The sequence below is a fragment of the Pseudomonas sp. WS 5411 genome (assembly GCF_012985595.1).
Taxonomy (GTDB): domain Bacteria; phylum Pseudomonadota; class Gammaproteobacteria; order Pseudomonadales; family Pseudomonadaceae; genus Aquipseudomonas; species Aquipseudomonas shahriarae.
Map to the genome: position 1 here is coordinate 64292 of NZ_JAARMC010000002.1, position 13354 is coordinate 77645.

Here is a 13354-nt window from a genome sequence, read left to right on the forward strand (position 1 = left end):
TCAACCCTGGTTCAGCAGTTGACGCAGGTCGATCACCGCCGCGTTGGCACGGGAGATGTAGTTGGCCATCACCAGCGAGTGGTTGGCCAATACGCCATAGCCGCTGCCATTGAGGATCATCGGGCTCCACAGGGTTTCCTGGGACGCCTCCAGCTCACGAATGATCTGGCGCACGCTGACGGTGGCGTTTTTCTTGGCCAGCACGTCGGCAAAGTCGACTTCGATGGCGCGCAACAGGTGGGACAGGGCCCAGGCCTGGCCGCGGGCCTCGTAGAACACGTTGTCGATCTGCATCCATGGGGTTTCCACCACTTCTTCATCGAGCTGCGGCACTTCGCCCGGCGCCAGCGTTTCGGTTTTCAGCGCGGTATTGAGCTTGACCCGGCCGACACTGGCCGACAGGCGCTGCGACAACGAACCGAGGCGGGTAGCAACATCGCCCAGCCAGTTGTTCAGGTTGTCGGCACGCGCGTAGAACAACGCGCCTTTCTGGTTGGGGTCGGACAGGCGCGCCTGATAGCGGTTCAGGGAGTTGATGCCTTCCTGGTACTCCGATTCGCTGGAGGGCAGCACCCAGCTCTTGTTGTCGAAGTTAAAGCGCGGCTCGGCCTTGGCCAGGTCGGCGTCTTCTGCCGATTGCGATTGCGAGCGGGCGAAGTCCTTGCGCAGGGCACGGGTCAGGTCACGCACCTGCACCAGCACGCCATATTCCCAGCTGGGCATATTGTCCATCCACAACCCAGGCGGGAAGCGGTCATTGGAAATATAACCACCAGGCTTGTTCAGCAGGGTACCCACCACGGTCTTGACGGTTTCGACAGTGGTAAAGCCGATGACCATTTGCTTGCCGTCTTTTTCGGCGGCAATTTGCGCGTTTTGCTGGACCGGGAACAACGCTGGCTCCTGGCTCCAATACCAGCCCAGGCCACCGGTGACCAACAGGTAAATCACCACCAGGGTCATCAGGGCACGGCTCATCAACAGATTACGAAAATAGCTGCGGGAGGCCGACTTGGGCGCAGGGCTTGGGCCTGGGGCGCTGCCTGCACGGTTTTTCCAGTCCAGCATGGCGGATATCCTTTCAGTCACTTGAGTTCAATAGCTACGACCACAACCCTACCCCATCGTGCCCGTCGGTGCGGGGCTTTTAATCAAGGTGGCGTAAAGCTGGCACTCAACTATAAAGGATGGGCGCCGATGCGCCTACGCGACCCAAGGGTCAGCAAATGAATCCACAGGACGCTGCAGTTAATTGACGTATGACACTCGTGCGAATGAAAAGAGGTGCTAGCATAGAGCCACCAGTCGACCTCAGCATGCACCCTTACCTAGTAGTCAGGATATGACCGAGCCAGAAGACCCCAGTCGTGAGCGTCTCAAGCACCACTTTGCCCAGCGGGTAATTCATCAGGCGCGTCAAATTCTTGAGATCTGGCAGCGTTTACAGCGCAGCGAATGGTCGAACGCCGAATTGAATGAACTCAGCGAGGCCAATCTGCGCCTGCTGCGTTTTGCCGAACGCTTCGAACAACCCGAGCATGGCCAACTGGCCCGGCACATCATCGAGTCGCTTAAAGCCGTGGACGAAAACCGCGGCCGCCTGAGCAGTCACCTGATCACCGACCTCAACCGTTTGATGCAGCGCCTGTCGCGGACCGGCCTGCGTCAGGGCGACCAGTTGGATCAGACCTTCCTGCCGCCAATGCGCAAGCCGATCTACGTGATGCTCGCCGATCACGACCGCGCCGAGCGCCTGGCCAAGCAGCTGGAATTCTTTGGTTTGAGTGCGCAGTCTCTGGACAGCGTGGCCGCCTTCCGTTCGTCCATGGCCGAACGCCTGCCGGCGGCGATTGTGATGGACGTGGACTTCTGTGGCGCCGGCCTGGGCCTGAAGTTGGCCGCCGAAGCCCAGGAAGGCCTGGAGCAGAAACTGCCGCTGCTGTTCTTCAGCCTGCACGAAACCGACACCCCCACCCGCCTGGCCGCCGTGCGCGCCGGTGGCCAGGAGTTCCTTACCGGGACCCTGGAGGCGTCGAGCCTGCTGGAAAAAATCGAGGTGCTGACCTGCGTCGCCCAGTACGAACCCTATAAAGTGTTGATCATCGACGACTCCCGCGCCCAGGCGATGCACACCGAGCGCCTGCTCAACAGCGCCGGGATCGTCACCCGCACCCTGATCGAGCCGATCCAGGCCATGGCCGAGCTGGCGGACTTCCAGCCCGACCTGATCATCCTCGACATGTATATGCCAGCCTGTACCGGCACCGAGTTGGCCAAGGTGATCCGCCACAATGACCGCTATGTCAGCGTGCCGATCATTTATCTGTCGGCCGAAGATGACCTGGATAAACAGCTGGACGCCATGAGCGAAGGCGGCGACGACTTCCTCACCAAGCCGATCAAGCCGCGCCACCTGATCACCACCGTACGCAACCGCGCCGCCCGCGCCCGCCACCTCAAGGCGCGGATGGTGCGCGACAGCCTGACCGGCCTGTACAACCACACCCATATCCTGCAACTGCTGGAAGACTGCAGCTTCCGCTCGCGCCGCGAGAACAAGCCGTTGAGCTTTGCCATGCTCGACATTGACCACTTCAAGCGGGTCAACGACAGCCACGGCCACCCCATGGGCGACCGCGTGATCAAGAGCCTGGCGCTGTTTCTCAAGCAGCGCCTGCGCAAGACCGACTACATCGGCCGTTACGGCGGTGAAGAATTCGCCATTGTGATGCCCGACACCGACCTGGACGCCGCTTGCAAAGTGCTCGATGAAATCCGTGGGCGCTTTGCCGAAATCCATTACCCGGCCCAGCCCCAGGACTTGTGGTGCACCTTCAGCGCCGGAGTGGTCGAGCTGTGCGACGGCTCCGACAGCCTGATGATGGCCGCCCAGGCCGACGAAGCGCTGTACCGCGCCAAGGACGCCGGGCGCAATCGCGTACACGCCGCAGGCACATCAAGGCAAAGTGCCACCTTTTCATCGGATTCCACTCAGTCCGTCATAACGCTGTAACGAAAACGCAATAACTTCAGGCACTTATTCTTCCGCCGTTGGTTGAAACCACGCATGCGCCTGAAGCTGCTGACAAATCTCAATACCCTTCTGCTGGTCGCCGTTTGCCTGGCCCTGGGCGCTACGCTCTGGTGGTCGCAACGGGCGCTTGAACGCCCTTATGTGCTGATGGAGCGCTACCTGGGCCTGTCCCAAGCCTTCCAGAACCAGACCGCGCGCAATATCGACGACTATTTGGCCAGCGGCGATGCCTTGCGCCTGAGCGCTGCCGGCCAGAGCCTGGAAAGCCTGGCGCTGAACCTGGACGAACTGCCGCCTGAGCTGAGCGAAAAATTGCGCCCCGGCTTGCTGGACCTTGAGGGTTTCAGCAAGACCGACCTGCTGGCCGCCGGCAAGCTGGCCGGCGACCCACAAGCCTTGCTGCTGCAAGCCGAGCGGGAGCTGGGGGCCAATCTGGAGCAACTGAGCCAGTACGCCATCGGCGTCAGCTCACCGGACGCGGCGCGTTATCTACCACCGTTGCTCGCCGCCGCGCAGCATCTGGGGCGGCTATCCCTGGCGCGGGACAAACTGGTGAGCAGTGGGCGCAGCGAGCTGGCGGCCGATGTGGAGCGTGAACTGGCCAACATCCGCAGCCAGGCGGACTTGATTGAGCAGCTACCACTGTTGGGCGTGACCGCCAGCAGTGCCTCCAACAGCGATGATTTTTCGGCGTTGATGGGCCTGGAAAGCAGCGAAACCACGGTCGCCGAAGACACCGGCGTAGGCCTCAAGCGCGAGCTCAACAGCCTGCTCACGCGCTACCCTTCCGAACTGGCGCGGACCCGCGAGCAAATCCAGAAACGTACCGAACTGGCCGCCGCCACCCACCTGAAAATCAACACCGTGCAGCACGCCATTGCTGCGCTGGAGCCCGAAGTGCGCGCCCAGCACGCTCGAATCCAGGGCGAAGTGCGGGTGATCCAAGGCGTAATGATTGGCCTGATCCTGCTGATCGCCCTGCTCATCGACACCCTGCAACGGCGCCTGGCGCGGGTGCTGACCAGCCTGGCGCCGGCCCTGTCGACCTGGGCCGAGGGCGACTTCAGCCAGGAGATCGCCCTGGGTGCAACCAACCGTGAACTGCATGATATTGAAGCCTCGCTCAATCGCCTGCGGACTTACCTGGTGAACCTGGTGGGCACTATTCGCGCAAATGCAGAGCAAGTGGCCGGCAGCAGCCGCGCCCTGGCCGAACTGAGCGGCGGCTTGCATGACGGCGCCGAACGCCAGGCCGGGGACACTGCGCAAATCCGTGATTCATTGGGCGAGTTGGAGGCCACTATCCAGCAGGTCGCGGGTGACGCCAGCCAGGCCGCCGGGGCCAGCCGCAGCGCCGGCGAGGCCGTGGAGCATGGGCAACGGGTGATCGGCTTGAGCCTGACCGGCCTGCACGCGCTGGTGGGCGAAGTGCAGGGCAATGCGCAAATGATCGAGAAACTCGCCGAAGAGTCCGCGACCATTGGCAACGTGCTCACGGTGATCCGCTCGATTGCCGAGCAGACCAACCTGCTGGCGCTCAACGCCGCCATCGAAGCCGCCCGCGCCGGCGAGGCCGGGCGTGGGTTTGCCGTGGTCGCCGACGAAGTACGCTCCCTGGCCCAGCGCACGGCGGGCGCCACCGCCGAGATCCAGACCTTGATCGCCGGCCTGCAAACCGCAGCACGGCAATCGGTGGAAGGCATGCGCGCCCAGGTCGAACACGCCGAAGCCACCGCCCAGCAAGCCGAAGCGGCCGACGGCGCACTGGACGAAATCGTCGGCGCGATCCAGACCATTTCCGACACAGCCATCCGGATTGCCGATGTAACGGCCCAGCAGAGCGGCGCGGTCAGTGAGATCCGCGATAACAGCGAGCGCATCCACCAGTTGGGTGAGGACAACCTGTTGCGCATTGGCCAAGGCCGCCGCCAGGGCGAGCATCTGTTGGTGCTCGGCGGGCAGCTCAACACGGCCGTGCAGGCATTTCGCGTCTGACTCTATCTCCCAAATCAGACGGGAATCAAAAATGTGGGAGCGGGCTTGCTCGCGAATGCGGTGGGTCAGTAATGGATAGGTTGACTGATACACCGCATTCGCGAGCAAGCCCGCTCCCACATTTGATCTCCTGTGTACTCTCAACCGTGTTACCAATGACCGGATCCAAGGCCCTAGTCACAAATTTTGCGCAATCCTCGCTAATCGTGCTGGCTATTGCAGAGAACTGGACAGTCACAAAGGCTTTGCGGCATAGTCGCCGGGTTCTGACGTACCCACATCAATAACAAGGAACAGCCGATGGCGACCTTACTGGTTCTGCACGGACCCAACCTGAACCTGCTCGGCACCCGCGAACCGGGTGTGTACGGTGCAGTCACCCTCGAACAGATCAACCTCGATCTGGAGCGACGGGCCCGTGAAGCCGGCCACCATCTGCTCTACCTGCAAAGCAATGCCGAGTATGAATTGATTGATCGCATTCACGCCGCGCGCAGCGAAGGCGTGGACTTTATCCTGATCAATCCCGCCGCTTTTACGCACACAAGTGTTGCTTTACGTGACGCGCTGCTGGCGGTGAGCATCCCATTCATCGAAGTGCATTTATCGAACGTGCATAAACGCGAAGCTTTCCGCCATCACTCTTACTTCTCCGACGTAGCGGTAGGAGTGATCTGCGGCCTTGGCGCCAGCGGTTACCGACTGGCCCTGGAGGCCGCCCTGGAACACATTGAAGAACAGGCTAAACGCCCCTGACCGACCCTTGGGAGTTGATGATTCATGGATATCCGTAAAGTTAAGAAACTGATCGAACTGCTGGAAGAATCCGGTATCGACGAGCTGGAAATCAAGGAAGGCGAAGAATCCGTACGGATCAGCCGTCACAGCAAGACCCCGGCCCAACAGTTCTACGCACCCCAGATGCAAGCGCCGGCGCCTGCCGCTGCTGCTCCAGCCGCCGCACCTGCTGCTAGCGCTGCACCTGCCGCACCTGCTGCCCCTGCGCTGAACGGTTTCGTGGTCAAGTCGCCAATGGTCGGTACTTTCTACCGCACCCCGGCACCGACCTCGCCAGCCTTCGTTGAAGTGGGCAAGACCGTGAAAGTGGGCGACACCATCTGCATCGTGGAAGCGATGAAGATGATGAACCACATCACGGCCGAAAAAGCCGGCGTCATCGAATCCATCCTGGTAGAAAACGGTCAGCCGGTTGAGTACGACCAGCCGCTGTTCACCATCGTTTGAACCGCGGAGCGCCTTCGATGTTGAAACCTGCGAAGAAACTGCAAAAAGTCCTGATCGCCAACCGCGGCGAGATCGCGCTGCGGATCCTGCGCGCCTGTAAGGAAGAGGGCATCAAGACCGTCGCTGTTTACTCGACGGCCGATACCGAATTGATGCACGTGAAACTGGCGGACGAAAGCATCTGCATTGGCCCGCCACTGGCCACGAACTCGTACCTGAAGGTCTCGAACATCATCGCCGCGGCTGAAGTGACCGGCGCTGACGGCATCCACCCTGGCTACGGCTTCCTCGCGGAAAACGCCGATTTCGCCGAACAGGTGGAAAAATCCGGCTTCGCCTTCATCGGCCCGAAAGCCGAGACCATTCGCCTGATGGGCGACAAGGTGTCGGCCAAGGACGCGATGATCGCAGCCGGCGTGCCAACCGTTCCAGGCTCCGACGGCCCACTGCCGGAAGACGAGGAAACCGCCCTGCGCATTGGTCGCGAAGTCGGTTACCCGGTGATCATCAAGGCCGCCGGCGGCGGTGGTGGTCGCGGCATGCGCGTGGTGCACAAGGAAGAAGACCTGATCGAAGCGGCCAAGCAGACTCGCTCCGAAGCGGGTGCCTGGTTCGGCAACCCGATGGTCTACCTGGAAAAGTACCTGACCAACCCACGTCACGTGGAAGTCCAGGTACTGTCCGACGGCCAGGGCCACGCCATCCACCTGGGCGACCGCGATTGCTCGCTGCAACGCCGTCACCAGAAAGTCCTGGAAGAAGCTCCGGCACCGGGCCTGGATGAAAAAGCACGTCAGGAAGTCCTGGCACGCTGCGTCAAGGCTTGCATCGATATCAACTACCGTGGCGCCGGGACTTTCGAGTTCCTCTACGAGAACGGCCGCTTCTACTTCATCGAGATGAACACTCGTGTGCAGGTAGAGCACCCGGTTTCGGAAATGGTCACCGGTATCGACATCGTCAAGGAGATGCTGAGCATCGCCGCTGGCAACGTGCTGTCCTTTACCCAGGACGACGTGAAGATGCACGGTCACTCCCTGGAGTGCCGGATCAACGCCGAAGACCCGAAAACCTTTATCCCGAGTCCAGGCCTGGTCAAGCATTTCCATGCACCAGGCGGCAACGGCGTTCGCGTCGATTCGCACCTGTACAGCGGCTACAAGGTTCCGTCCAACTACGACTCGCTGATCGGCAAGCTGATCACCTGGGGCGCCACTCGCGACGAGGCCATGGCCCGTATGCGCAATGCCCTGGACGAAATCGTGGTCGACGGCATCAAGACCAACATCCCTCTGCATCGGGATCTGGTTCGTGATGAAGGCTTCTGCGAAGGTGGTGTGAACATTCACTACCTGGAACACAAGCTGGCCAACCAGTAAGTTTGTGCTCCACCCACAAAACCGCCTTCGGGCGGTTTTGTCGTTTATGCGCACACAAGAACACCACAAAACCCTGTAGGAGCTGGCTTGCCTGCGATAGCGGTAGGCCAGACACTGATGAGCAAGCTGACACCCCGCCATCGCAGGCAAGCCAGCCCCCACATTTGGCTCCCGTGCTGTCAGTGGTGTCGTCTTCTGGCCTGCTCTCGCGTAAACTTGCGCCCTTTCGCAGCCCCACCCCGCTGCACACTCATTTTTTCAAAGGTGCCCGCCATGCCTTGGCTGCAAGTCCGTCTCGCCATCAGCCCAGAACAAGCCGAAACCTATGAAGACGCGTTCCTCGAAGTCGGCGCCGTGTCGGTGACCTTCATGGACGCCGAAGACCAGCCGATTTTCGAGCCTGAGCTGAACACCACGCCGCTGTGGTCCCACACCCACTTGCTGGCCCTGTTCGAAGACGGCACCGACGCCAGCAGCGTGTTTGCCCATATGGAACTGCTGACCGGCGGCCCGCTGCCCGAGCACCATAGCGAAGTGATCGAAGACCAGGACTGGGAGCGCAGCTGGATGGATAACTTCCAGCCCATGCGTTTCGGCCAGCGCCTGTGGATCGTACCAAGCTGGCACGCGGCCCCGGAGCCTGAGGCGGTCAACCTGCTGCTGGACCCGGGCCTGGCGTTCGGCACCGGCACCCATCCGACCACCGCCCTGTGCCTGGAATGGCTCGACGGCCAGGACCTGCAAGGCTGCAACGTGCTGGACTTCGGTTGCGGCTCGGGCATCCTGGCCATCGCCGCGCTGTTGCTGGGCGCCAAGGAAGCCGTCGGTACCGATATTGACGTGCAGGCCCTGGAGGCCTCCCGCGATAACGCCGGGCGCAACAACATTCCTGAAGGCAAATTCCCACTGTACCTGCCGGAGCAATTGCCCCAGGTGCAGGCCGATGTATTGGTCGCCAATATCCTCGCCGGGCCGCTGGTTTCGCTGGCTCCGCAACTGTCGAGCCTGGTCAGGCCCGGTGGGCGCCTGGCGCTGTCGGGGATCCTCGCCGAGCAGGGCGAAGAAGTCGCCGCCGCCTACGCCCAGGACTTCGACCTGGACCCCATCGCCAACCGCGATGGCTGGGTACGCATCAGCGGTCGTCGGCGCTAGAATGAGCGCCTGCATGAATCGGATGGCCGCATGACCGACAGTTTCGTCACCCAGTGCCCGCATTGCCAAACCCGCTTCCGCGCCAGCCATGCTCAATTGAGCGTGGCCCGTGGTGTGGTTCGTTGCGGCTCGTGCCTGCAAGTGTTCAATGCCGCCCGGCAACTGCTGGAGCAACGCGCCCACGCGCCTGAAGCGCCGGCTACCGAAGCCCCGCCACGCGCCATCAGCCAGAAGCAATGGACCGCCGAAGAGCTGGACCTGGACCACCTGAACCTCGACGAAGAATTGGCCAAGCTCGAGCGCCGGGAGATCCAACACACCCAGCCCCAGGGCAGCGACCGCCGCCAGGCCGGCGCGGACCGTCGGCAAAAAGACGAGTCGATGATCGCCAGCCGCGATACGGTCAAGGCTGAAGAAGAACAGTGGGCCGCCAGCCTGTTCAGCGACCCGCCGGACGAACGGGCTGCGACAATCGCCCACACCGAGGAAACCGTCGAACCAGCCCCGGCCCCCACGGGCAAGCCCCAGCGTACCGAGCCCTCGATGTCCTTCGACATTCACGAGGTGGACGATGAGCCCGTGCTGCGTGCCGACGACGCTCTCGAGTCGCCCGAACCAACGCTCAGCAGCGAGCCGGACGAACCCGAGCCTGAACCACGCCGCAAGCGCACACGCGCCACGGGCAACGTCCATGACGAGATGCTGCAGGACCTGGAAGACGACCCGCTGCACCTCTACGCCGGCAAGCGCCCCGCCGGCTGGGGCCGCCGCCTGCTCTGGCTGACCCTGGTGCTGCTGGCCGCCGCCGCCCTCGCCGGCCAGTACATTGCCTACCAGTTCGACGACCTGGCCCGCCAGGACAAGTACCGCCCATGGTTCCAGGAACTGTGCCCGAAACTGGGCTGTACCGTGCCGTCGCGGGTGGATATTGCCCATATCAAGAGCAGCAACCTGGTGGTGCGCAGCCATCCGGAGTTTGCCGGCGCGCTGGTGGTGGATGCCATCATCTATAACCGTGCGACGTTCTCCCAGCCGTTCCCGCTGCTGGAGCTGCGCTTCGCCGACCTTAATGGCCGGATGATCGCCAGCCGGCGCTTCAAACCCGCCGAATACCTCAGCGGCGAGTTGGCCGGCCAGACCGAGATGCCGTCCCAGACCCCGATCCATATCGCCCTGGACATTCTCGACCCAGGCAACAAGGCCGTGAACTACAGTTTGAGTTTCCACTCCCCCGAGTGATTGGTTGCGCGCGTCAAGGTTCGGACGGCAGGTTATTGACTTGCTCGTCCACGACCAAACCGCTGGCGATAAGAAAATAACTGCTCAGATTTTATCCAATTCAGCCTTTAACCAGTCATCGAGAGCGGGTATCATGCCAACCCTTTTTCGAACTCTAATGATCCGGCCCCACAACAGGGAAGTCCTATGTCGGCGGTACGCATCGGCCCATATACATTGCCAAACGCTTTGATTCTCGCCCCGATGGCGGGCGTCACTGACCAGCCCTTTCGTCAGCTGTGCAAACGTTTGGGGGCAGGGCTTGTAGTCTCGGAAATGGTCACCAGCGACATGAGCTTGTGGAACACCCGCAAATCGCGGATGCGCATGATCCACGAAGGTGATCCCGAGCCCCGCTCGGTGCAGATCGCCGGCGGTGATGCGCAAATGCTGGCGGATGCAGCCCGAGCCAACGTAGAGCTGGGTGCACAAATTATTGATATCAACATGGGTTGCCCGGCAAAAAAGGTCTGCAACAAGGCCGCCGGTTCCGCCCTGTTGAAGGATGAGCAGTTGGTGGCCGAGATCCTGCACGCCGTGGTGGGTGCAGTGGATGTGCCGGTCACCCTGAAGATTCGCACCGGCTGGGACCGGGACAACAAGAACGGCCTGACGGTGGCGAAGATCGCCGAACAGGCAGGCATTGCAGCATTGGCGGTGCATGGCCGCACCCGCGCTGACCTTTATACCGGCGAGGCCGAATACGACACCATTGCCGCGATCAAGCAGGCAGTGTCGATTCCGGTCTTTGCCAACGGCGACATCGACTCGGCCGAGAAAGCCCGGCGCGTATTGCACGCAACCGGTGCCGATGGCCTGTTGATCGGCCGGGCCGCCCAGGGGCGGCCATGGATTTTTCGTGAGATCGAGCATTTCCTGCGTACCGGCGAAATCATGCCGGCACCGGGGCTGATCGAGGTGGAACGTATTCTGCTAGAGCATCTGGCCGCCCTGCACATCTTCTATGGGGACGTGATGGGCGCGCGCATTGCTCGCAAGCATGTGGGTTGGTACCTCGCAACCCTGCCCGGCGCCAAAGAGTTTCGCACCGGGTTCAATCGTTTGGATGAAACGCAAGCACAGGTCACCGCCGTTCGTGAGTTCTTTGCCGAACGAGACAAGAGCCTGAGAGCAGGGGACGGAGAAGGGGTGGCCGCATGACGATGATGACCGAGACTTTAGTGAGTGGAACAACACCCGTGAGCGACAACGTCAATTTGAAACAGCACCTCAACACGCCGAGCGAAGAAGGCCAGACCCTTCGCGGGAGCGTCGAGAAAGCGCTGCACAATTATTTCGCCCACCTTGAGGGCGCGGCCGTCACGGATGTGTACAACCTGGTGCTCTCCGAAGTCGAGGCGCCCTTGCTCGAAAGCGTGATGAACTACGTCAAGGGCAACCAGACCAAAGCCAGTGAGCTGCTGGGCCTGAACCGTGGGACCCTGCGCAAGAAGCTCAAACAGTACGATTTGCTGTAAGCATTCAATCAAACCAGAAAGGCGCCCGCGTAAAACCGGTCGCCTTTTTTGCTGACTCCTTTGCTTTTGATGGAAATTGAGATGACCGACCAGACTACCCGCCTGCCGATCCGCCGCGCCTTGATCAGTGTTTCCGACAAGACCGGGATCCTCGAATTTGCCCGGGAGCTGGAAGCCCTGGGTGTGGAAATCCTCTCCACGGGCGGGACCTTCAAACTGCTGCAGGACAACGGCGTGGCCGCAGTAGAAGTCGCGGACTACACCGGTTTCGCAGAAATGATGGACGGTCGGGTCAAGACCCTGCACCCGAAAATCCACGGCGGCATCCTCGGCCGTCGCGGTATCGACGATGCCATCATGAACGAGCACGGCATCAAGCCGATCGACCTGGTGGCCGTCAACCTCTACCCGTTTGAAGCCACCATCAACAAGCCAGGCTGCGACCTGCCGACCGCTATCGAGAACATTGATATCGGCGGCCCGACCATGGTGCGCTCGGCAGCCAAGAACCACAAAGACGTGGCCATTGTGGTCAACGCCAGCGACTACGCCCAAGTATTGGAAAGCCTGAAAGCTGGCGGCCTGACCTACGCCCAGCGTTTCGACCTGATGCTCAAGGCCTTCGAACACACGGCTGCCTATGACGGCATGATCGCCAACTACATGGGCACCGTGAACCAGGCCGCCGAGACCCTCAGCACTGAAGGCCGCAGCCAGTTCCCGCGTACCTTCAACAGCCAGTTCATCAAGGCCCAGGAAATGCGCTACGGCGAGAACCCGCACCAGAGCGCGGCGTTCTACGTGGAAGCCAAGCCTGCCGAAGTGGGGATCGCCACCGCGACCCAACTGCAGGGCAAAGAGCTGTCCTACAACAACGTGGCTGATACCGACGCCGCGCTGGAATGTGTGAAGAGCTTCGTCAAGCCAGCCTGCGTGATCGTCAAGCACGCCAACCCGTGCGGCGTGGCCGTGAGCCCGGACGCTGAAGGCGGGATCCGCCAGGCCTACGAACTGGCCTACGCCACCGACACCGAATCGGCATTCGGCGGCATCATCGCCTTCAACCGCGAACTGGACGCCGAGACCGCCAAGGCCATCGTCGAGCGTCAGTTCGTCGAAGTGATCATTGCCCCATCCGTCAGCGAAGAGGCCCGCGCCATCGTCGCCGCCAAGGCCAATGTGCGCCTGCTGGCCTGTGGCGAGTGGTCGGCTGAGCGTGCCGCTGCCTGGGACTACAAGCGCGTCAATGGCGGCTTGCTGGTGCAGAGCCGCGACATCGGCATGATCGGCAGCCAAGACCTGAAAGTGGTGACCAAGCGCGCACCGACCGAGCAAGAGATCAACGACCTGATCTTCGCCTGGAAAGTAGCCAAGTACGTTAAGTCCAACGCCATCGTCTACGCCAAGAACCGCCAGACCATCGGTGTCGGCGCCGGCCAGATGAGCCGCGTGAACTCGGCGCGTATTGCGGCGATCAAGGCCGAACACGCCGGCTTGCAGGTGGTCGGTTCGGTGATGGCCTCGGACGCGTTCTTCCCGTTCCGTGATGGCCTGGACAACGCTGCAAAAGCGGGCGTGACTGCGGTGATCCAACCGGGTGGCTCGATGCGTGATGCTGAAGTGATTGCCGCCGCTGATGAAGCCGGCATTGCCATGGTCTTCACCGGCATGCGCCACTTCCGTCACTGATTGATCGCGCCCACGCTCCGCGTGGGTGCGCAGCCCGGGACGCTCCGCGTCCCTCGGACGCAGGGCGTCCGTAGAGGCATTCCCACGCAGAGCGTGGGAACGAT

The 13354-nt window shown here is 61.7% G+C and carries 11 protein-coding genes; 10 read left to right on the plus strand and 1 reads right to left on the minus strand.

Features of this window, described 5'->3' with window-relative positions:
* Complete coding sequence (locus HBR93_RS04195; RefSeq protein WP_057437575.1) at positions 1-1068, minus strand: DUF2333 family protein; 1068 nt, start codon at positions 1066-1068, stop codon at positions 1-3.
* Between the two features lie 274 nt (positions 1069-1342).
* On the opposite strand from HBR93_RS04195, the gene HBR93_RS04200 reads away from it, so the two are divergent.
* The 10 genes from HBR93_RS04200 (at position 1343) to purH (ending at position 13250) form a co-directional block, all read left to right on the plus strand.
* Positions 1343-3013 carry a PleD family two-component system response regulator gene (locus tag HBR93_RS04200; RefSeq protein WP_115127297.1) on the plus strand — a complete coding sequence of 557 codons (1671 nt, stop codon included), beginning with the start codon at positions 1343-1345 and terminating at the stop codon, positions 3011-3013.
* 54 nt (positions 3014-3067) lie between these two features.
* Positions 3068-5029, plus strand: a complete 1962-nt coding sequence (locus HBR93_RS04205) for a methyl-accepting chemotaxis protein (RefSeq protein ID WP_057437573.1) — start codon at positions 3068-3070, stop codon at positions 5027-5029.
* 300 nt (positions 5030-5329) lie between these two features.
* Positions 5330-5785, plus strand: coding sequence for a type II 3-dehydroquinate dehydratase (gene aroQ, locus HBR93_RS04210; RefSeq protein ID WP_057437567.1), 456 nt, complete (start codon positions 5330-5332; stop codon positions 5783-5785).
* Between the two features lie 24 nt (positions 5786-5809).
* Entirely contained in the window at positions 5810-6274 is a 465-nt protein-coding gene (gene accB, locus HBR93_RS04215) for an acetyl-CoA carboxylase biotin carboxyl carrier protein (protein ID WP_057437565.1), read from the plus strand.
* Between the two features lie 17 nt (positions 6275-6291).
* A complete protein-coding gene (accC, locus tag HBR93_RS04220) occupies positions 6292-7653 on the plus strand; it encodes an acetyl-CoA carboxylase biotin carboxylase subunit (protein ID WP_003188188.1) in 1362 nt (453 codons plus the stop codon).
* A 273-nt stretch (positions 7654-7926) separates the two neighbouring features.
* The gene (prmA, locus tag HBR93_RS04225) at positions 7927-8805 is read left to right on the plus strand and encodes a 50S ribosomal protein L11 methyltransferase (protein ID WP_057958210.1); all 879 of its coding nucleotides are present in this window, start codon (positions 7927-7929) and stop codon (positions 8803-8805) included.
* 30 nt (positions 8806-8835) lie between these two features.
* A complete protein-coding gene (locus HBR93_RS04230; protein ID WP_169959865.1) occupies positions 8836-10044 on the plus strand; it encodes a DUF3426 domain-containing protein in 1209 nt (402 codons plus the stop codon).
* Between the two features lie 186 nt (positions 10045-10230).
* Positions 10231-11244 carry a tRNA dihydrouridine synthase DusB gene (gene dusB / locus HBR93_RS04235; RefSeq protein ID WP_057437552.1) on the plus strand — a complete coding sequence of 338 codons (1014 nt, stop codon included), beginning with the start codon at positions 10231-10233 and terminating at the stop codon, positions 11242-11244.
* Positions 11241-11561: a DNA-binding transcriptional regulator Fis gene (gene fis / locus HBR93_RS04240; RefSeq protein ID WP_003186237.1), complete on the plus strand. Its 321-nt coding sequence runs from the start codon at positions 11241-11243 to the stop codon at positions 11559-11561. Before dusB ends, fis begins: the two co-directional genes overlap by 4 nt.
* An 81-nt stretch (positions 11562-11642) precedes the next feature.
* Entirely contained in the window at positions 11643-13250 is a 1608-nt protein-coding gene (gene purH / locus HBR93_RS04245) for a bifunctional phosphoribosylaminoimidazolecarboxamide formyltransferase/IMP cyclohydrolase (protein ID WP_057958208.1), read from the plus strand.
* Positions 13251-13354: the final 104 nt, after the last annotated feature.